This is a genomic window from Corynebacterium sp. HMSC064H12 (genome assembly GCF_001809925.1).
Taxonomy (GTDB): Bacteria; Actinomycetota; Actinomycetes; order Mycobacteriales; family Mycobacteriaceae; genus Corynebacterium; species Corynebacterium jeikeium_D.
Genome location: NZ_KV799336.1, coordinates 93416 through 115092, shown reverse-complemented (window position 1 = coordinate 115092; position 21677 = coordinate 93416). Strand labels below are relative to the sequence as shown.

Below are 21677 nucleotides of genomic sequence, written 5' to 3'. Positions count from 1 at the left end.
CCGATGAGTGAGGTTGCACCGAAGCCGGGGCAGGGGCTGGGGCAGGGCGCTGGTCCTGTGCCGGGGCCGAAACCCGGCCCTGCATCTGTACCGAGCCCTGTACCTAGCCCGGCGGCAATGCCCGGTGCGCGCGAGGTAACTCCGGAGGCCGTCCGGGAGCAGGTTGCGGCTGCACTATCCGCACCTGCGCCGACTCCGCAGGAGAGAGTCGCACAGTTCGAGCGGGCGCATGAGATTTTGTATGAGGCCCTGGGCTCGTCACGCAGGGAAGGAAAGTGAACGCGGTGGCAAAGAAAGCTCCTAAGCGCAGGCTCGATGCTGAGCTGGTGCGGAGGAAGATTGCTCGCTCCCGTGAGGCAGCAGTGGACATGATTAAGGCCGGTCGAGTGGAGGTCGGTGGTTTTGTCGCCTCCAAGCCCGCGACTGCGGTGACAGGCGACGTGTCCATTCGCGTCAGTGGTCTGGAAGAAGACGAGAACTGGGCTTCGCGCGGTGCACACAAGCTGCTCGGCGCGCTGGAAGCTTTCGAGCCGCAGGGCCTGGACTTGAAGGGCCGGAAGGTGCTGGATGCCGGCGCCTCCACAGGCGGTTTCACCGATGTGTGCCTGCGCCGCGATGTCGAGACCGTCTACGCCGTTGATGTCGGCTACGGTCAGCTGATTTGGCGCCTGCAGGATGACCCACGGGTGGTTGTGCTCGACCGAACTAATGTCCGCACGCTGACCCCGGAGATACTTGGCGGCACGGCCGATGTCATGGTTGGCGACCTGTCGTTTATTTCTTTGAAGCTAGTCCTGCCCGCAATTGTCTCCTGCCTCGACGAGGGCGCTGACCTGCTGCCAATGGTCAAGCCGCAGTTCGAGGTGGGCAAGGAGCGCCTTGGCTCCGGTGGTGTCGTGCGCAGCGATGCACTGCGTCAGGAAGTTGTCCAGGAAGTCGCCGAATACGCCCGCACTCTGGGGCTGTCCTTCCGCGCAGCCGTGGCCAGCCCGCTGCCGGGTCCGAGCGGCAACGTGGAGTTCTTCCTGTGGCTGGTGAAAGACGGCGGCGCCAGCGATATTGGTGATGAGGCTATGGCTGCGGCCATCGCCAAGGCTGTTGAGGAGGGGCCGCACAATGACTAGCGCGAAGACTCACTCACGGGAAAGCAAGCCCAAGACCAGCGCCGGCAAGCGCGAGATCCTGCTGGTCCCGCACACCGGCCGCAGCGCCAACCTGGAAATGGCCGCCGAGGCTGCCGAGCTGCTTGAGGCCGCGGGTATCGATATCCGCGTGCTGGCCGGTAAGAACCCGGAGGCGCTGGCCGCGCACCCAACGCTCGGTAAGTACCCGCGTTACTGGCATTCCCCGCAGGCGGCGTCGGGATGCGAACTCGTCCTCGTCCTCGGCGGTGACGGCACCTTCCTGCGCGCCGCAGATATCGCGCACTCGGCTGACCTGCCGGTGCTCGGCATCAACATGGGGCACGTGGGCTTCCTCGCCGAGTGGGAGCAGGAGTCCATGACGGAGGCGATTAGTCGCGTCATCAAGCGCTCCTGGCGTATCGAGGACCGCATGACCATCCGCGTCACCGTCCGTGACACCACCGGCCGTGTGATTGGTTCCGGTTGGGCGTTGAACGAGGTCAGCATCGAAAACGTCAACCGCCGTGGCGTGCTGGATGTCATCCTGGAAGTCGATGGTCGCCCGGTGAGCTCCTACGGCTGCGATGGCGTGCTGATTTCCACGCCGACCGGCTCCACCGCCTACGCCTTTTCCGCAGGTGGGCCTGTGCTGTGGCCGGAGCTCGATGCCATGCTGGTCGTGCCTAACAACGCCCACGCGCTGTTCTCCCGCCCGCTGGTAATCTCTCCGCATTCGACCATCGCTATTGAGACCAACCACGACACCGCCGAGGCGATCGCGGTGCTCGACGGCTTCCGCAACATCACCATGCCGCCGGGTAGCCGCATCGAAATCGAGCGCGGCGCGCAGCCGGTGCGCTGGGTGCGTCTGGACGATCAGCCGTTCGCCGATCGTCTGGTGCACAAGTTCCGCTTGCCGACGTCCGGGTGGCGCGGCCCCGCAGAGGCGCAATAGCCTTTCACCCAACGGCAGACAAGACCCGACACTTCAAGGGAAGGACTGATTGCAAGCGCCATGCTGACTGAGATTTCCATCCGCGACCTCGGCGTTATCCCTGACGCGACGCTTGAATTCAGCCCAGGCCTGACCGTACTCACAGGCGAAACCGGTGCGGGTAAGACCATGGTGGTCACCAGCCTCAAGTTGCTCTGTGGCGCGCGTGCCGACGCCGGCCGCGTGCGCACCGGCGCCGACAAAGCCTTGGTGGAAGGCCGCGTTTCCACCGAACACCTCTCGGAGGAAGAGTCAGCCACCATCGATGCTGTGGTTTCTGAGCTCGGCGGCGAGCGCGATGAGAATGACGAGTACCTGCTTGCTCGACAGGTCTCCGCGAAGGGCCGCTCCCGGGCGTGGGTTGGTGGCCGGAGTGCGTCGGCTGCTGCACTGGCGGATGTCTCCACCCGCCTGATTGCCATTCATGGCCAGAATGATCAGCTGCGCCTGCAAGGCGCCGATGAGCAGCGTGCGGCCATCGACCGCATGGATGCCGACACCATCGCGCCAACCCTGGAAACTTATCGTCAGCAGCGCTCACACTGGCGCACCCTGGTCAAAGAACTGGAAGAAAAGACCTCTAAGCGCCGCGAGCTGGCCATGCGTGCTGACCAACTCAGCTTCGCCATCGAGGAAATCGACGCAGTCTCGCCGGAGCCGGACGAGGACCAGGACCTGGCCTCCCAGATCCGGCGCATGCAGGACCTGGACGGTCTCCGCGACGCGGCGGCCGTGGCGCTTGCCGCCATTGACGGTGCCGCTGCCGTGAGCACTACCGGCATGGATGCCGCCACCGAGGACTCCGGTGCCGCCGAACTCCTCGGAGCCGCCGCAAACGAGCTCGCCGGCGCCAATGATGACGAGCTCACCGAGTTTTCCAACCAGCTCAATGAGCTGACCAGCCAGCTCTCCGAAATTTCCGTTGGTCTCGGCGCGTTTCTCTCTGGCCTGCCGGAGGAAACCGAGTCCCTGGACAAACTCATGCAGCGCCAGGTGGAGATCAAGAACCTCACCCGTAAGTACGCCCCGGACATCGCAGGCGTGCTGGCTTGGCGGGATAAGGCGGAGCGAAAGCTCGCCACGCTGGATGTCTCCGGCGAAGCGCTGGACAAGCTGACCGCAGAGATCAAGGCGGCGGAGAAGAAGCTCGGCACCACCGCGCGGAAGCTCTCCAAGGCTCGCGCAAAGGCCGCGAAGCACCTGGAAGAGGCCGTGACCAAGGAACTCAAGGGCTTGGCCATGCCACACACTTCGCTGGTGGTGGAGATCACCAAGGCCGACACCTTTGGTCCCGCTGGCGTGGACAACATCGAGTTCAAGCTCCGGGCCCACGAAGGTGCCGAGCCGCGCCCGCTGGCTTCTTCCGCATCCGGCGGTGAGCTTTCCCGTATCATGCTGGCATTGGAAGTTGTCCTCGCCGAAGGACAGGCCGGACACACGATGGTTTTCGATGAGGTCGATGCCGGTGTTGGTGGGCGCGCGGCTGTGGAGATTGGTAAGCGCCTGAAGCAGTTGGCGGTGAATAACCAGGTGATCGTCGTCACGCACTTGCCTCAGGTGGCGGCGTTTGCGGATACCCACTTGGTGGTCAGTAAGGATGCGCGCTCGGGTGCGGTGTCGTCGAAGGTGACGAGCCTGGGGGACGAGGAGCGGATTGACGAGCTCGCGCGGATGATGGCGGGCTTGGACGATTCGGACTCCGGACGTGCGCACGCGCAAGATCTTCTGGATCAAGCTCGGCGCGCCTTCGCGGCCAAGTAGCTGCACTTATGTTTCACTAAGTGCCATGAGTCTGTTCTCTCGGAACGAAAAAGATCTTCCTGGCATTTCGGGGACTGTGCGGGACGGTTCCCGCCTGGAGCGTGCGCTCAAGCGCATGGGCGAAGGCGACATCGTGGTGATTGATGCGCCGGATATCTCGCGTCCACTGGCACAGCAGTTGATTGATGCCAAGGTCGCCGCAGTGGTGAACACCGGCGCGTTTACCACGGGTTTTGTGCCGAATTACGGCCCGCAGATGATGCGCGACGCCGACATTGCGATGGTGCAGAACGCCGGCGCCGAGGTCTTCGAGAAGCTCAAGGACGGCAAGAACGCAAGGCTTCACGACGGCAAGCTCTACCACGGTGACCGCCTGATTGGGCAGGGCGACGAGGTCGACCAGGACGAGCTCGAGCGCGCCTTCGATGAGGGCCGCACCAGCATGGTCGACCGCCTGGAGGCTCTCTCCGGTAACTTGGTGGAGTTCGCCAAGACCGAGTCCCCGCTGTACATCGATGGCCTGGGTATTCCGGACGAGACGGAGCCGCTGCGTGGCCGCAAGGTCGTTGTGGTCAGCCCTGGTGAGGGACACCGCAAGACGCTGGAAGACTTGAAGAACTTCATTCGCGAGTACGAGCCGCTGCTCATCGGCGTCGATGCAGGTGCCGACACGCTCTTCGACCTGAAGTACGAGCCGGACTACATCATCGGCGACCCGGAGAACATCAACTCCGAGGCGCTGCGGTCTGCCGGTTGCGTGATCCTGCCCGCTGATCCGGACGGTCACGCAGTGGGCCTTGAGCGCATTCAGGACCTCGGCATTGGTGCTATGACTTTCCCGGCGCTGTCTGATTCCGCCACTGATCTGGCGCTGGTCTTCGCAGCGCATCACGACGCCGACATGGTCGTCTCCGTCGGCGCCCCGCAGAACATCGATAGCATCTACCACGCTGAGAACCAGAGCGGTGTGCCGTCGGCGTTGCTGTCGCGTTTGAAGGTCGGCGAGAAGCTTGTCGACGGTCGCATGGTCGCCGACCTCTACCAGGTCAATAGCCGTGGTTTCGGTGTGGCCTGGGCAATCCTCGCTATCTTTGTCGCCGTTGCGGTGATCTTTGCTATCGCTGGTACCTCCGGTGATGGCTCTGTCAGCGAGAATCTGATTGATACCTGGAACTCCATTGCACTGTGGTTCCAGGGGCTTTTTAAGTAGTTTTAGCGGTATTCGAGCACTATGAGCGCCTAAAAGTTTTCGGCTGTCAGAGCTGATTGAGGCGTCGGCGAAAGGAAAAAGGGACGGGCGATGGCGAAGAAGCGCAGGAGCGGGAAGTTTACAGCCGGTGTGACAGGCGCTGCCCTCGGTGTTGCGGCAGGTGCTGCGCTGGGTGCTTATGTGCTGAACCCCGCTGGTGCTGGTATTGATTTCGGCACCGGTGCCGCCTCTGAGCGCGATGCCGCCGTCGCGCGTGCCGATGCACAGCAAGCGCGTGCCGATGAAGCCAACCGCATCATCGAGCCCATCGTCGGGGAGATTGTCAAGGACTCTTTGAAGGATGTACCGGTCATTGTTGTCGCCACGCCGGATGCCACGGATGAGCAGCTTGCAGGGGTTTCCGAGACCCTGCGCGCTGCTGGCGCTCCCGATGCGGGCGTGCTGAAACTGACCGATAAGTTCCTCTCTTCCGCTGGTGCGGATGAGTTGAAGGACACGGTTTCTACCTCGCTGCCGGCCGATGTGCAGCTGGATGCGGAGCGCCGTGAGCCGGGCCGCCAGGCTGGTCAGGCGTTGGCTCCGGTGTTGGAGCTGGATAAGGATGGGGGAGAGCGGGCTTCCGCTGCGGACAGAAAGCTGTTGCTGGAGGCCTTGAAGGGCGGCGGCTTCGTTGAGTATGACGAGGGGACTCTGCGTCCGGCTGCTGGCATTGTGATTGTTGGTAATCACGGCACTGTGTCACGCGCTGCGATTGATAAGGGCGAGGACCCGGAGTTCGGGGCTGGCCTGGTTGCCGATCTCGCTGTGGCACTGGCTGAGGGCTTCGGTGCTGGTGACGACGTGGCCGGTCATGTCGTGGTGGGGACTGACGGCTTCGGTAAGCGGGGCATCAGTGCCTTGCCTGATGAGCGCTGGGGCGCCGACCCTGCCGTGAAGCGTGTGGACGCTGTGTCGGATGCGGCGGGGCAGGTTGGGGTTGCGAGGGATCTTAAGGGGTAGAAGGGGCATGTCGAATCGAGCGGCAAGTGGCCCTAATCGACCTGCTTCATTTAGCGGAAGCATGAAGTCGCCAGGGATAAGCTTTGGCGAAAGTCTTTCCAACCATCAGGCAAAGTACTTCGCTCACGAGTTGGAGCGGAGCTACGCCAACGACCATGTTGGTAAGCTCGCTGGTTTGCTTTTCGACGCTCAGGTGGAGCCTAAGCCCCACCAGATTGAAGCAGCGTTGTTCGCGTTGAAGGGGAACACGACAAGAGGCGTCATACTGGCTGATGAAGTCGGCCTCGGTAAGACGATCGAGGCGGGTATTGTTATTACGCAGTATTGGGCAGAGCGTAAACGCCGAATCCTTATTATCGCACCCGCGAGTCTTCGCCAACAGTGGAAACAGGAGCTTTACGAGAAGTTTCTAATCCAATCCGAGTTGCTTGACTCGAAGTCCAAGGCCTCACTTTTGGCTAACAAGGAGCCTGGTCAAGTCCTGATTGCTTCCTACGAATTTGTTCAGCAGAACAAAGCTGACCTGATGCGCACTTGGGACTTGGTGGTTGCCGACGAAGCGCATCGTCTGCGCAATTTTTATAAAGGTAAGCAGCACGCCAAAGTAGCGCATTCGGTCGGTGAGGTTTTTGATGGCGCGAGCAAAGTAGTGCTGCTCACAGCAACCCCACTGCAGAATCGTCTTGAAGAGATCTACGGCCTTGTCTCGATTTTCGATCCGGAATACTTCAGGTCCATCGATGTCTTCCGCGAACGGTATGTGAAAACCGGAAGCACCGAATTTAGCCCCGATGACTTGGCGGAGCGCGTCGGCCAGTTGACCAAGCGCACCCTGCGCCGAGATGCGGAGAAGTACATCCGGTTCACCAAGCGCGACCCATTGACGGTGAAGTTCCAGCCTTCGCAGGCGGAACTGGATCTTTACGATTTGGTCAGTTCCTACCTACAGCGCGACACCCTGTATGCGTTCAATGATTCGCAGCGTGCACTGTCCTCGCAGGTGATGCGCAAGCGACTGGGGTCCTCGACGTACGCAGTAGGGATTACTCTTCGCAGAACCGCGAACCGGTTGGCGGAGGAACTGGCAGCTGGCCAACTCCAAAGTAAACGTAGGCCGCTGTTTGATTTCGACAGCGAAATGCTTGATGAAGAACAAGCAGCATATGAGGCCTTCGGAGACCTCGTTGAGCGGAACGAGGACTGGTCGGATCCAGCGGTCCGCAAGCAAGTACAACTGGAGATTGATGAGCTCAACGAATATGCATCACTAGCAGAATCCATTCACCAGAATCAGAAGTCGCTGAAACTAGGGGAGGCCATTGAGCGTGGTTTCTCACGCCTCCGCGAAATTGGGGCACCTGAAAAAGCCATCATCTTTACTGAGTACAGCGATACCCAAAGCTTCATCGCCGAGACGCTGCGACAAGCAGGCTACGGTGACGGGCTGGTGCTGTTCAACGGCCAAAACGACTCTCCTGAGGCGACTGCGATTTATCAAGAGTGGCTTGCAAAGAATGACGGTAGCGACGTCATTACCGGCAACCCGTCAGCGGATCGTCGAAAAGCTCTTGTTGATTACTTCCGCGATTCCGGCTCAATTATGATCGCTACGGAAGCAGCATCCGAAGGTATCAACCTGCAGTTTTGCTCGATGCTGATCAACTACGATTTGCCATGGAATCCGCAGCGAGTAGAACAACGTATCGGTCGCATTCACCGTTATGGCCAAAAGCACGACGTTGTAATCGTTAACTTCTTCAATGAGGGCAATGCCGCTGAGGCGCGCATTCTGGAGCTGCTGGAAAATAAGTTCCATCTCTTCGACAGCGTCTTTGGAGCAAGTGACGAAGTGCTGGGCCGCATTGAAAGCGGGTTCGATTTCGCTCAAGAGGTTGCAAAGATCTACGACAGCTACCGCACTGCTGAAGAGATCAATCAGGCGTTCAAAGAGCTGGAAGAAAAGTATGCGGACACGGTCAGTAAGGACATGGCCGAGGCAAAAGCTAAAGTTTTCGATAACTTTGACCCATCGGTTCGCGACCGCTTGAAGTCTTACGATGAGCAATCTGGTGAGGTACTCAACAAATTTGAGCAGCTGCTCCTACTGTTGACAATCAATCGCCTGCAGGACCTGGCTGCTTTCGAAGGTGATGGTCGTAACTTTGTTCTGAGAATGGCGCCATCGGTAGGTATTGCGACTGGCCGTTACCACTTCAAGTCCTCGCCGAGCGGTAATTCTAAGCAGTATCGCTATCACAGTGACCTGGCGAAGTACGTTATTGATAGTGCTATGACGGCAGCTACCCCGCGGCAGACGCTTGTCTTCGACATCAGTAAGTCTGACCGAGTCAGCTCTCGCATGAAGGAACTAGCTGGGCAGTCCGGTTCGCTGAGCGTTCGGGGTCTGACATTCAAGATGAGAGCAAACGACAGCGATATTTCCGAGAGCTACTTGCTCGCTGCAGGAATAACTGATTCCGACGAGGTACTGAACCAAGAAGATGCAGCAGAGATGATGGATCTGCGCGTCGTCGACTCATTGAATATAGCTGAGCCGCTGAATACCGATTTGTTTGCGGCAGTGATCGAGCGGCAGCGGGAGACTCTGGAAAAGGAAGTCCAACACCGCAACTCGAGCTACTACAACCAGCAAGAGGAATTGCTTGAGAGCCAGATTCTTGACCTCGACACAGAACGCAGGAAAGCCGTTCGTGAGCTTGAAAAGAAGCGGAAGGACCTGCGCAAGAAAGCTACTCAAGCCGACGACCCGATGGAGCAACTGAGGTTCAAGAAGAAGGCCAGAAATCTTGATGACGAGATTGATTTGATCGAGGACCAATATCGAAGAGAGAAGCGAAACTTGCGCGACAATGTCGACGAGTTGCTTGTTCTAATCAGGCAGTCGCTTCAAGGTAAAAGGTCTGAAAAAGAGCTGTTCACTATCCGGTGGCAAATCAAGGCGTAAACGAAGTTAGTTAAAGGGAAAACAATGAGCGAAGAGCGAGACATGATCAACGAAGTTCCTGGCAGCACCCCAGAGTTCCGAACGGAGCTGGCGGCGCAGCTCGCCGAATTGGCTCCGGAAGCGATTGCCGACGGCAAGATTGACGTGGAGAAACTCAAGGAGCTTCTCGAGGGCGACGCCTCAGACACCAGCGAACGTTTCGGCCTGTTCTGGCCAGGTAAGAAGCGCGCTATGCGCGCAGCGCAGACGCCGACGACTGCAACGCTTCGCCCGGATAAGGAAAACTCCAAAGACTGGGACACCACAAAGAACGTGTTCATCGAGGGCGATAACCTCGAAGTGCTGAAGATCCTGCAGAAGCACTACCACGGCAAAATCAAGATGATTTACATCGATCCGCCGTACAACACTGGCAAAGACTTCGTGTACCCCGACAATTACAAGGAGGGACTCGAGTCTTACCTCGAGTGGTCCAAGCAGCTCAACGAAGGCGGTAAGAAACTGTCGTCGAACTCAGAGTCCGAGGGCAGGTACCACTCCAACTGGCTCAACATGATGTATCCGAGGTTAAAGCTTGCTCGGAACCTTTTAACGAACGATGGCGTCATCTTCATTTCAATTGATGATCACGAAGTCGCACAACTTCGAAAGCTCCTCGACGAGATTTTTGGCGAATCCAATTTCATCGAAGGCTATATATGGGAAAGCAATTTCCGACCAGATAATTCTTCTCGAATAGAACGAGAAAATGCGCAACACGTTCTTTGCTACGCGCGCAATAAAGGCCATATTCAAGCTTTAGTAGGAACTGAGAAAGCAACAGATGGTCTGCCATCGCTAACAAAAAACTCCATGAAACGCTCTACGCTTTCTTTAGAGCCAGAATGGGTGGATTTACTCATACCCGATGGCCTTTATGCGCCGGGAGAAAAAGCTGGGGGGTACGTATTAGAAGATGCCCTATCTGTACAAAACGGCATCGCACAGAGTGCCTTCCGGATTACCGGAAGAGTCATTTGGTCACAAGCCTACCTTGAAGATCAAGTCAAGGATGGAACGAGAATCGTCATTAAGAGTGACGGATTTGTGCCATACTCTAAAAAAACTAAAACCGCCAGGTTGGCTCCTAATACCTTGATACCACGAGAAATCGCTGGAGATGTTCTTGCCGGAAATGCTGAAATTAAAAAACTGTTTGGTAAACAAGTTTTCAATCACCCGAAACCCACTACCTTGCTTAAGTATTTAATCCGGTCGGTTATGATTGATGCCCCTGATGGCATCGTCCTCGACTTCTTTGCTGGCTCGGGCTCAACTGCTCACGCAACGATGTCCTTAAACTCAGATGACTCTGGAAGTCGCAGCTGCATTTCGGTACAGCTTCCTGAACCGGTTCCTAATGGGTCAATCTCTGACAAAATGGGATTCAAAACTATTTCCGAGATATCCCGTGAACGTCTAGACCGGGCAGGATCAGTAATTACCAAATCGCTTGCCGGAGATACGAACTGCAGAGAAAATCTATTAGATACCGGTTTCCGGTCCTACAAGCTCGCGGACACCAACTTCACCAAGTGGCGTACCGACTCCGATACCGATGCGACTGAGCTCGAGCAGCACCTGTTGGATCTCCGTGAGAGCGCCGACGATAACGCCACCCCTGATGATCTTCTCACCGAAATCCTGCTCAAGCAGGGACACTCGTTGGTCGAGCAGATTCGCGACCGCGATATCGACGGCCTGCCGTATAAGGCGGTGGTCCGAGTCGATGACGAAGACGGCGAAGAAGACATCCTGGTGCTCGCGTACCTTGACGAACACACCAAGCCGACTCTGGCACAGCTTCGTGTGGCTATGGAGGTCAAGCCAGCCCAGCTCATAATGCTTGAGGACGCGTTCCAAGGCGACGACGAGCTGAAAACCAACTTGGCGCAAATCTGCAAGACCAATGGCATCGAGCTCTGGACGGCGTAGGGAACAAGCATGAAATTCAAGTTTGATGCCAAGCAGGAGTACCAGGTTCAGGCGATTGAATCAGTCACCGACCTGTTCGAAGGTCAGCCGAACGACGCCGGCGACCTTCTCACAACGTTCCGCACCGAACGAGTTCTTCCAGAGACAAGCAACCAGGCGCTCGACATAGATCTGAGTGAAGAGGTTGGGGCCGTCGGCAACAACTTTGTGCTGGATGAAGAAACTGTACTCGAGAATCTCAAGGTGGTACAGAACGAGCAAGGGATTGAACCTGCGAAAGAGCTTATTGACGGCCTCCAGTTCGACATCGAGATGGAGACCGGTACTGGTAAAACCTATGTGTACCTTCGCACGATTTTTGAGCTGGCGGAAAAGTACAACTTCACCAAATTCGTCATTCTCGTGCCCAGTGTTGCGATCCGCGAAGGCGTGAAGACAAGCATTGAGCTGATGCACGACCACTTCCGCCAGTTGTACCCCGCGTCGCCGTTTGACTACATGGTCTACAGCGGTAAGAACGCTGAGGAAGTGCAGTCCTTTGCGACATCGACGAGCATTCAGATCATGATCATGACGATTGGCTCTGTGCGCGGCCGCAGGAAAAACCTGATCATGAACCAAACCCGCGACAAGCTCAACGGACTGCGGCCGATTGACTTCCTGCGTGCGACACGACCAATTCTGATCATGGACGAGCCACAGAACATGGAGTCTGAGCTGTCCAAGACGGCTTTGGCAGGCATGGCCCCAGCGTTCATCCTTCGCTACAGTGCGACGCACCGCGAGACGCGAAACGTCACCTACCGCCTGGACCCGGTTGATGCGCATGAACTGAGGCTGGTCAAACAGATTGTTGTGGCGGAAGCGACGGAACATGGCGGCGACGCCAAGCCATACATCAAGCTACTTTCAATCGACGAGAAGACATTCCAAGCGAAAATGGAGCTTTTATGTCGAAAGAAAGATGGATCATTTGACCGCCGGGTCAAGACGGTGAAGCAGAACCAAGACCTCGAGAAGGTCACTGGTAACCCTGCTTACGGCAACAACTGGCGAATTAACGAGGTTAACATTGGGGAACCCGAGTTTATCGAGCTGACTAACCACGGAATTCTTCAAGTCGGAGAATCAATCGGTGGCAATGACGAGACCGTGCACCGTGAGATGATTCGTGAAACCATCCGCGAACATTTCCGCAAAGAGTCGCTGATGCGACATCTCGGTATCAAGGTGCTGAGCCTTTTCTTCGTGGATAAAGTGGCCAGCTATCTGGGCGACGGCTCCGACAACTCCACCGCCGACGGCAAGTTTGCCCAATGGTTCGACGAGCTCTTCATTGAGGAACGAGAACGATTCCCGAATTACAAAGAGCTGCTTCCACAAGATCCGATTGAGCTGCGGCGCGCGTACTTCTCACAGGTAAAAAAAGGAGTGTTTGGAGATACAAAAGGCGATGAAGCTAAGGATGATGACTCCTACGACCTGATTATGAAGGACAAGGCCCGCCTGCTGAGCGAAGACGAACCAGTGCGGTTCATCTTCTCCCACTCCGCGCTGCGTGAAGGCTGGGACAACCCGAACGTGTTCCAGATTTGCACTCTGCGTGAAATGGGTTCCGAGACCGAGCGCCGCCAAACAATCGGTCGAGGCCTGCGACTCCCCGTGAACCAGAACGGCGAACGTGTAGTGGACCGGTCCATTGCCCAACTCACCGTCGTCGCTAATGAGTCGTACCAAGAGTTCGCCTCGCACCTCCAAAAGGAATACACGAAGGCCGGCGTAGCGATTGGGTACATTCGCAAAGGAGACTTCGCCAAATTGCCGAAACCTGGTTCCGAAGAACAGCAGAACCTGGGGTACACCGCTTCTGTTGCAATCTGGGACCACCTGAGAGAACGTGGCTACCTCAACAAAGATGGCTTCGTCACCGAATCCTTCACCCCGGACGCCGATGACTTCACCCTTGGCTTGGCAGCAGAATACAGTCCGGTGGAACAGGCGATTATCGAAGTACTGCGACGTGCGAATATTGAGCATTACGTAAAACCGAAGCGTGCTCGAACGACGCGCAAGCTGAACAAGCAGCTGTACTTCCAATCACGCGAGTTTGAAGAGTTTTGGGAGAAGATCAGCCAACGTACGACCTATAGCGTCTCAGTTGATCGCGATGTACTAATCAAGAACGCCGTACAGAAGATCAAGAAAGCTGAAGAGATCGAACCCCTTCGAATCGAAGTGAAGAAAGCCAGACTGACTGTTGCTCGCGGTGGTACCAAGGGCTCCGAGACCAGCCGCCGCACCGCCGAACTGCGAGGCGGATACAAGCTGCCGGACATCGTGTCCGAGCTCCAAGAAGCAACATCGCTGACCCGAAAAACGATCATCGATATCCTCATCCAGAGTGACCGGCTTGACGAGTTCATCGCCAACCCAAACGACTACATCAAGATGGTCAAAGGCATCATTGAGGCCGAACTCGCCGCCATTGTCACAGAGGGTGTGCAATACGAAAAGATCGGCGGCAGCGTGTACTCGCTCACCGAACTTCAGCAAGACGGCATCGAAGAAAAGCAGTACTTCCTGGACAACTTGTACAAGGTCAAAAACCGCGAGAAAACCGACTACGATTTCGTCGTCTACGACTCGGAAGCCGAGCGCCGGTTCGCCGAGCTCCTCGACGACCGCGAGGACATCAAACTGTTCCTGAAACTACCGCCGAAGTTCAAGATTGATACCCCGGTCGGGCCATACAACCCCGACTGGGCAATCGTGAAACAGGTAGACGGAAAAGACAAGCTGTACATGATCCGCGAAACAAAGAGCACGATGATCGAGCATCTCCTGCGTACAACCGAGCAAGCCAAGATTGATGCCGCTCACGAGCATTTCAAGACAATCGGTGTTGACTACGCGAAGGCGTCTCCGGCGAATTGGAACCTTGATTAACGAGGGGGCGACAGATGATGCATATGAATTCGGTTATCAGCGAAGAAGTCCACTCGGGTGATAAGAGGAAATTCCATGACTGGTAGGGGACCGAAAACGGTTGAGTCGATTTGGTTATCTCGGTTGAGCGTACGTAATTTCAGATCATGTAAAGATACTGAGGTCAAGTTTCAGCCTGGAATCACGCTGATAGTCGGCGAAAATAATGCAGGAAAGTCAAACATAATTGACGCGATACGTCTTGGACTAGATCCGCTGGGTGGACGAGCCACTCGGTATTTTGAAGCTGACGATCTCTCTGATGGGGCATCGGGCCCAATAGAGGTTGGCCTAGAATTCGCAGGGGCGACAGATTTTCAGAAGGCATTGTTTATTAACGGCCTAAACATAGAGCGGGGAACGATCCATTATCAGACTAAATTCTGGCCGCCAACGCAAGATTTGCCTCGTGGTAAACGGCTCCGGACTGCTGGTGTACCAAGCGGCATTGACTCGGATTTAGATGGACGTTCAAAAATTAATTGCGTTTATGTGGAGCCACTTCGCGATGCTAAGTTCCAACTCGATTCAGGCAATGGTCGACGACTCGGCACGATTCTCAATGCCCTTCTTGACGAGGAAGGTAAAGCAGAGTTTGAAAATCGAGCGAAAGCGGCTTTCGACAGCATCGCATCGGAAGACCCGGTCACGAAAGTCAATTCTACGATTCAAACTCATCTTGCGGCCCTAACTAATCCTATCCGGGGCCAAAAAGTCGAGGTAGGCTTCGATTCGCCAAGACTAGAGAAGCTAGCGCGTAGTCTTCGGATGAAAATGGCCGAAGAAGGGGTTAGCCCACGAGACCTGAGTTCATCAGGCCTGGGCTATGCAAACTTACTCTTCCTCTCAACAGTGCTCCTTGAGCTTTCAGTAGTACGGGATTCAGAGTTGACAGTGCTCCTTATTGAAGAGCCGGAGGCGCACCTTCATCCCCAATTACAAAGTGTTCTTCTTAACTTCTTGCGTAAGGCTGCAGAAGGTGAATTTGATGAAGCAGCCGATGTCAAGATTGGCGGTAGATTGCAAGTAATCGCGACTACTCACTCACCGTCGATTGCCAGTGCCGTTGGAGTCAAAGATATAGTTGTGGCCAGATCGGACGAGGAATCGGGTACCTACGCGCTGGATCTATGCTCAATTGATTTTGGTAAAGGAAAAGAAGGAGAAAACAACGTTCGAAAGATAAATCAATATCTCGATGTAACACGGTCTGAACTGTTGTTCGCTCGGCGAGTACTACTTGTAGAGGGGATTTCTGAAGCTGTTCTGTTGCCCGCAATCGCTGAGCGAGTTCTTAGAAATGATGTAGAGAAGCTCCAAAGATTCAAGGCTTCTAGCATTATCATTGTCGGATCGGTTGATTTTAAACCGTATATCAAGCTACTTACGCATTCTACCTCGGCTACGAAGAGGCTTGTTGAGAAAGTAGCAATATTGACAGATCAAGATCCTGATCTAGGTTCTGCGGCCAGGGGCGAATCCTTGGAGTTAGAGTCTGCAGAAGATGCGAAGGAAAATGCTCGTCGGAAAATAATTGTTACTCCGTATACATTAGAAGTGTCACTTTTGGGGGACAATAGCGAAAATCTAGATCTTCTCGAAGAAGCATATTTACGGCAGCACCCTAAGTCGAGCGATAAGTGGCAGAAAGTAAAAGATAGCGCGGATCCGCAACAAACAATGTACGAAATGATGCGTCCAGGCTTATCTTCTCGCGAATCGCTGGATATTTTGAAGGGACAGTTTGCGCATGACCTGGCGATACTCTTGCGCGAGAATGACTTCAATGAAGAGAATAAGTTTCGTTTCGCGTGCCCCAAGCATCTAGATGATTTAATCAATTTTATGACGCGTGATTGACCATGGAAGATTTTAGACCAACGCCTGATCAGAAAGCGCTGATTGAACACTCAGGGGAATCCCTATTTGCCACTGCGGTTCCTGGTGCCGGGAAAACGAGAACTATGGCGCAGCGTTTCATCCGGCTCACAAATTCTTCTGAACCTGGCGAAGATTACCGCGGAGTCGCTGCTCTTTCGTTTACAAGGGTTGCATCGGAAGAGATTGATAAGAAGGTTAATATCGATGGGGGCAACGGAGTGTCACCTAACTTCATTGGTACTATTGATAGTTTTCTTCGTCGATTTCTTGTAATTCCAATGGTTAAAGCTAAATTAGGTCTCGTTCCAGATTTTCGTGATGAGTGGACTGAATTTGGCGAGTTGAGTTATTTTGAAATCCCGAAGGGTGTGTTTAGGAACTCTTATCTAAAACGAGCTTCACTTGCGGAAGTTGATTTGGTCAATCAAAAGGTCCCTTCCGTATTGTTGAAAAAGGGTGGCTTTTATCGAGAAGGACTATCGAGGGAATATTGCCGCAAGAAAGTACTAGAGAAGGCCGACGAGCGAAGGAAAGAGCTGAATCGGCGGGGATACTTCGATGCCTTTTCAGCAAGGCGGGTTTCCAATTATATCCTTAAGAAGAATTCTTACGGTCTCATCGATATAATTGCAGCTCGATTCCGTGAGATAATTTTGGATGAGGCTCAGGATTGCAATTCGACCGACTTGTTACTACTCAAGAGTCTGCACGACCGAGGTGTGAGGCTCACGCTGATTGGTGATCTCAATCAAGACATTTACAAATTCAGGGGCTCTGATGCCCAAAAAGTCCGTGAATTCTGTCTGCAACGTCAGTTTAAAGAGATAACGATGAAAGCCAATTTTCGTAGTACTCCCGAAATTTGTGATTTGGTAAGCTACCTCCGCTACGGTGACTCCGTCGTGGACGCTCCTGAAAGGCCAGGTGAAGGGAACCTTATCAAGGTATTTGGGTACGACGATTTATCCAAGGTGGCTGATTTATGCGATGAAATTGACGCTTTTGACAACGGCAGGGCAACATCGACAATCTTAGCCGCAACCCATGAACTAGTTGCCGAGGCGAGTAGAAGTAAAAGCAAGAAGCCCGTAACTGTAATCTCCAAGACAAAAAGAATCTTGGTGGGTATACTTCTGTTGCTAGATGCTTTTGGCTCTCCATCCCAAAGAATGAGGGGTATTAGGCTTATTGAAACTGGAATTATAGAAAATTGTGAATTCATCGACGGGACTGAGATTTCTGGTCGCGCCCTCTTCGAGGAGAAGGCTCTACTACATGGGGGAACAACAGCTTTGATAGCGCTCCACGTGGCCTTCGGGGTGAAGAAGTGCCTGCAAGATGGTGGCCGACGGAAAGCGGTCTTGAATCAACTTATTGGCATATTAAACGAATGGGGGATTCGCCCTAAGAAAGCTGCGCGGTTACTGCCAAGTGGCCAGAGCTGGGACGAAGTTCTATCAAGTGCTGACCGTACTTCACTTAACGTTGACGCTCAGACAATTCACGCTAGCAAAGGTGCTGAGTATGACCGTGTTGTCCTAGTCCTGAATAAAAGGAGTTCCCACAGTAGGTACGAATCTAAGGCAGAGAAGTTGCTCAATTTGCTTAGTGAAAACGAGGACGATGAGGCTCGACGCTTGTTCTATGTTGGCGCATCTCGAGCGCGTAACGAGTTAATTCTTGCAGTTGATAAACAACTACAGAGTGAACTTGAAAGACTCTTAATGATGAACTCGATAAGATTCGAGAGGATTAATTTATCACATCGATAGCGCGTCATTCTATTTTTTGAAGGGGCAAAGCCCCAACTATTTTAATAATGGTTCTCGATAGGGAATATTTAGGTAAAGTAAGGTTTGCGATTCTGTAAAACTTCCTCCGCCGAATGTGAGCGGTTATTATTTCGTGATTTATGAAGTTTTATCGATAATCAAATTATCTAGGAAAATGAGTGGGTCATAATATGGATGATTCCTCCTATTCGTTTTCGCTCGAAATAAGTTCGGGGAGGGTGATGCCGCCGTATTGCAGCATAAGCTCTAGTGGAATGGTACTTTTCAGTCGGTTTATTTCCCTTTCTAGCCAGTTACTTTCTGCGTATCGATGAACCTAATCATCGTGTTACAGGAACAATTTCTTTTTAGGATGCCAAATGGTCACATCAGGAAAGCAGGATCCGTCGCCGATGGAAATCAGAACTCTCGTTTTGCGGCCGTGGTGCTGGTCTTGGGGTGCTTGATTGAAGGTCTAGGTGGCAGGGAATCATCCATTATGTTGTTCGACTTGGCTGGCGATAGTACCGCTTTGGGGCTTCAGCGTTTGAGCATTGGCTGCCAGCTGGGGCAGGGATGAAGAAATCGGCTGCGTCGGGCTCGAAGAAAGTATCGGTTTGCACTGCTAGTAACGCGGGGATGTTGTCTACCGGTGATGCGGCTTCGTGAGGGGGCGTATAGTCACGGCATAGCCCGAGTACGGTGAATATGTGTTCTAAGGGGCTGTACATAGGATTCGGTATGCAAGATGCGGCATCCTAGTATCTTTGCACTGTGGACTTTGAGGGATTCTTGAGTCGCAGTGCGGCGTTAGACTCGATAATAAATCGTGTTGACGTTGAGCGCAGATTAATGATGAGTGTCGTTCTGATATCGCTGTGAGTCTAGTTGTCTAGTTAATCTTGACATAGCGTGGCTCTCAAAAAACGCCCCAATCGTGGACTCCACCTCCGCAGGCACATCCTCCAGCGCAATTGGCTCCGACACAACGGTGTCCCAATCAATCTGGGATTCAGCAAGGAACTCCACAGCCTGTTCCAGATGCCGCGGTTCATAGTTATGGACACCGGTGATGGTGCGCCAGCCACGAACGAGCCACTCCGGATCGAGGGCATAGCTCGGGGAAGTTGCCACACTGCCTGCGAGGACGGCGCGGCCACCGATGTCGAGGCTGCCGATGCAGGTAGTGACTCCAATCTCACTGCCGGAGAACTCGAGGCTGACATCGAAAGGTGCTGGTTCGGCATCGTCACCAGCAGCTGACGGGGCGGGCACAACCGCGCCCAACTCTCGTGCCCACATCAGCCGCGTCACATCGCGGTCAATGGCCACAACCTCAGCAGCGCCTCCGCGAACAGCTGCCTCAACTGCAATGAGTCCGAGCATGCCAATGCCCATGACCAGGACGCGCTTTCCGGACACCGAGCCAGCCTGCTCCATACAAGCCATCACTGTGGCACCGGCGCAGGTGGCGATGGAGGCGGCGACATCGGGAACCGAGTCGGGGACTACTACCACCGGCTGATGGTTGCGCAGCACAATGTGGGAAGCATAGGTTCCCGAAAGAGACCAGTCGCTATCGAAAGCCTCGTGACCAGTCTTTTTCAAGTTCCGGCATTTAGCAGTCATGCCGCGTTCACAGCGGTCGCACTCCATACATGGCGCGGTGACAGAGAACACGACGCGCTGGCCAACCTGCAAATCTGGGTTACGGGTGGCGCGGACGACTCCGACTCCCTCATGGCCAAGGACGCTGGGGCAAGGCGCGCTGCGGCGACCGAGCACGGTGTGACGGTCAGAGCCGCAAATCGTCGCAGTGGTGATTTCAACTAAGGTTTCGCCTTCTTGCAAAGCAGGGATGGCAACCTCTTGCATGCGAAAGTCGCTACCGCCGTGCCAGACAAGCGCCTGGGCCTTTTCCACCGGTGCCGTCGAAGTGGAAGATGCTGAGGGAGTCGGAGTTGTCATTAGCGTTGTGTGCTTACGTGGTCAGATTTAGAGTGCAGATCCTATTTTCCAACAATGTCCAGCAGGTTCGCGGAGGAATCCAGAATGTGGTCAGCGCCGAGAGACTTGAACTGTTCGCGGGTCAGGTGGCCGGTAAGAACGCCAACGCTGGTGACGCCAGCAGCCTGCGCGGAGCGGACATCGGCCTCGGTGTCACCGGAGCTGATGACAACCGACTTGTCGGTGATGCCGAGCTTCTCCATAACGGCCAGGATCTGGTCGGGCTTGGGGCGACCGTGCTCGACTTCGTCACCGGCGACAACTGTGTCGATAATTCCGTTGTCCCAGCCCATGGAGGAGACAATGATATCGACGATTTCGCGCGCAAAGCCCGTCGTCAAGCCAACTTTGATGCCCTTTTCGTGCAGTGCCTTCAGCATGTCTTCGACGCCTGGCAGTGGGGTTGGAGGGTTGTCCTTGTAGGTGCGAGCAAGTTCGGCGCGGAAGAACTCCCAGGCGTGGTTGTGGACCTCTGGCGTCGGTTCGATGCCGCCTTCACGGAGCAGATTGCCGATCGCCCAGAACTTTTCGGTACCCATGTAACGTTGGAAAGTCTCGTCGGAGTAGCGGGCACCTTCGCGTACGGTGGCTTCGCGGAGGACGCGGTAGACCTCATCACGGTCGTCGATGGTGGTGCCAGCCATGTCGAAGATAGCGAGCTGGTAAGTCATGGAGTTTTCCTTTTCAGTAGAAGGGGGCGGGGACTAAGGAGGGGATTAGCGGGCGGCGGCACGCAGCCACATGGACAGCGCCTCGACGACGAGGACGACAGCGACCATGAGAATGAGGATGTAGGTGACGACGTCGAACTGGTTGACTCGAGAGGTATTGAGCAGCTGGAAGCCAATGCCAGCTGTGCCGACGACACCCAGCAGCGTGGCCGAACGGATGTTGGTGTCCAACAGGTAGAGGCAGTGGGCAATGAACGACGGGATCGTCTGGTGAACGGTGGCGGGTACCTCCGTACTCAGGTTCCGGCTTGTGGATGCGGAGCCAGCTATGGTCGAGAGGCTGAATTACCCTCTGGACGTCGGCAAGCACATTCTGACCTTTGATACTGATTCGGGTTCCATCTACCGGCACCTGCTGGATAGTGGTGTGGACATTGCGTATTCGACGCACACCATTGATGCGGTTCCGGCCAATGAAGAGGATGCTGCACTGCTGAAGATTCAGATGGGGGCGCCTTTGCTGCGAGTCCGGCGCCGTGCATTCACGCTGGCCTGAGTGCCGATTGAGGCCTCCGATGACCGCTACCTGGCGAGTAAGGCGAACTTCTCGGTGACGACGGCACGGGGCAATGCGTCACCAATCTCGCTGCAGGCTGGGGAGGGCGTGCGGTAGGGGATTGTGGGGATTTTTTTTGGGGGGGGTGGCGATGAATTGAATTGGCGTAGCTGTCGCTGCGAATGTTTCTTGTTGAAGGCGGCAGCGGCTTCTTAATTCAACATCGCTCGGCACTCTTCCTCAGAATGGCCAGAGTTTAGGCAGTCAGCCCAGTCGATTTGGCCTTGAACCCAAGGGGATGGCTCGTTGTTCTGAGGTTCCGGGGCGGTGTTCGTGGAAGGGCCGTCATAGAAATTGTTGGCGCAATACTGTGTCCAGCCGGAGGTGCCGTCGGTAAACCAGGTGGTGCCCTGCTCGTAGAGTCCCTGCGAGGATTTCGCGCAATGCGAAATCGTTTTGTTTATAGCTGTCGGTTCGCCGTTGGGTGCGCCGGTGTAACCGGTGGGTCTCGAGCTTTCTGTCGTCCGGGTCGGGGGTGTTGACGGGTTAGGGGTCTTGGTGGTGGATTGCGTCGTCGATTCTGTGCTGCTTTCTGGGCTGGTGACAGTTTTTGTAACGGTAGTCGGTTCCGGTGCTTTTTCTGGTTCTCTGTTGGAGCAAGCCGAAAGGCACAGTACTGGAATAGTCAGTGAGAGGACGAAAACGTATCGTTTGTGCATATGAAATACCATACTGTACGGGCAGGTGAGAGGGTGTTCTCTAAGTTCTGCTATTGGTG

At 55.0% G+C, this 21677-nt stretch carries 15 protein-coding genes; 12 read left to right on the top strand and 3 right to left on the bottom strand.

Annotation, left to right across the window (positions count from 1 at the left end; all coding sequences use genetic code 11):
• The first annotated feature begins 3 nt into the window (after positions 1–3).
• The 11 genes from HMPREF2681_RS04385 (at position 4) to HMPREF2681_RS04335 (ending at position 17665) form a co-directional block, all read left to right on the top strand.
• A complete protein-coding gene (locus HMPREF2681_RS04385; RefSeq protein ID WP_070546193.1) occupies positions 4–279 on the top strand; it encodes a hypothetical protein in 276 nt (91 codons plus the stop codon).
• Positions 280–284: 5 nt separating this feature from the next.
• Positions 285–1124 carry a TlyA family RNA methyltransferase gene (locus HMPREF2681_RS04380; RefSeq protein ID WP_049171668.1) on the top strand — a complete coding sequence of 280 codons (840 nt, stop codon included), beginning with the start codon at positions 285–287 and terminating at the stop codon, positions 1122–1124.
• Positions 1117–2079, top strand: coding sequence for an NAD kinase (locus tag HMPREF2681_RS04375; RefSeq protein WP_049171641.1), 963 nt, complete (start codon positions 1117–1119; stop codon positions 2077–2079). Before HMPREF2681_RS04380 ends, HMPREF2681_RS04375 begins: the two co-directional genes overlap by 8 nt.
• 60 nt (positions 2080–2139) lie before the next feature.
• Complete coding sequence (recN, locus tag HMPREF2681_RS04370) at positions 2140–3879, top strand: DNA repair protein RecN (protein WP_070546191.1); 1740 nt, start codon at positions 2140–2142, stop codon at positions 3877–3879.
• Positions 3880–3904: 25 nt separating this feature from the next.
• The gene (gene steA, locus HMPREF2681_RS04365) at positions 3905–5089 is read left to right on the top strand and encodes a putative cytokinetic ring protein SteA (protein WP_049171635.1); all 1185 of its coding nucleotides are present in this window, start codon (positions 3905–3907) and stop codon (positions 5087–5089) included.
• Positions 5090–5179: 90 nt separating this feature from the next.
• Positions 5180–6088 carry a copper transporter gene (locus tag HMPREF2681_RS04360; protein ID WP_049171632.1) on the top strand — a complete coding sequence of 303 codons (909 nt, stop codon included), beginning with the start codon at positions 5180–5182 and terminating at the stop codon, positions 6086–6088.
• A 7-nt stretch (positions 6089–6095) separates the two neighbouring features.
• The gene (locus HMPREF2681_RS04355; protein WP_083301587.1) at positions 6096–9053 is read left to right on the top strand and encodes an SNF2-related protein; all 2958 of its coding nucleotides are present in this window, start codon (positions 6096–6098) and stop codon (positions 9051–9053) included.
• A 24-nt stretch (positions 9054–9077) separates the two neighbouring features.
• The gene (locus tag HMPREF2681_RS04350) at positions 9078–11027 is read left to right on the top strand and encodes a site-specific DNA-methyltransferase (protein WP_049171627.1); all 1950 of its coding nucleotides are present in this window, start codon (positions 9078–9080) and stop codon (positions 11025–11027) included.
• A gap of 9 nt (positions 11028–11036) precedes the next feature.
• Positions 11037–13973 (top strand): restriction endonuclease, encoded by a 2937-nt coding sequence (locus HMPREF2681_RS04345; RefSeq protein ID WP_049171624.1) that lies wholly within the window; start codon positions 11037–11039, stop codon positions 13971–13973.
• Between the two features lie 75 nt (positions 13974–14048).
• A complete protein-coding gene (locus HMPREF2681_RS04340; protein WP_053087317.1) occupies positions 14049–15872 on the top strand; it encodes an ATP-dependent nuclease in 1824 nt (607 codons plus the stop codon).
• 2 nt (positions 15873–15874) lie between these two features.
• The gene (locus HMPREF2681_RS04335; RefSeq protein ID WP_049171622.1) at positions 15875–17665 is read left to right on the top strand and encodes a UvrD-helicase domain-containing protein; all 1791 of its coding nucleotides are present in this window, start codon (positions 15875–15877) and stop codon (positions 17663–17665) included.
• 849 nt (positions 17666–18514) lie between these two features.
• Here the strand turns inward: HMPREF2681_RS04335 and HMPREF2681_RS04325 are convergent.
• From HMPREF2681_RS04325 to HMPREF2681_RS04315, 3 genes are read right to left on the bottom strand one after another with little or no spacing between them, the layout of a single operon-like run.
• Positions 18515–19633, bottom strand: coding sequence for an alcohol dehydrogenase catalytic domain-containing protein (locus HMPREF2681_RS04325; RefSeq protein ID WP_080971490.1), 1119 nt, complete (start codon positions 19631–19633; stop codon positions 18515–18517).
• A 41-nt stretch (positions 19634–19674) separates the two neighbouring features.
• A complete protein-coding gene (locus HMPREF2681_RS04320) occupies positions 19675–20343 on the bottom strand; it encodes an HAD hydrolase-like protein (RefSeq protein ID WP_049171618.1) in 669 nt (222 codons plus the stop codon).
• Positions 20344–20388: 45 nt separating this feature from the next.
• Positions 20389–20574, bottom strand: a complete 186-nt coding sequence (locus HMPREF2681_RS04315) for an ABC transporter permease family protein (protein WP_049171615.1) — start codon at positions 20572–20574, stop codon at positions 20389–20391.
• Positions 20575–20620: 46 nt separating this feature from the next.
• Between HMPREF2681_RS04315 and HMPREF2681_RS11225 the strand changes: the two genes are divergently transcribed.
• On the top strand, positions 20621–20899 hold the full coding sequence (locus HMPREF2681_RS11225; protein ID WP_224783809.1) for a UTRA domain-containing protein: 279 nt from the start codon (positions 20621–20623) through the stop codon (positions 20897–20899).
• Positions 20900–21677: the final 778 nt, after the last annotated feature.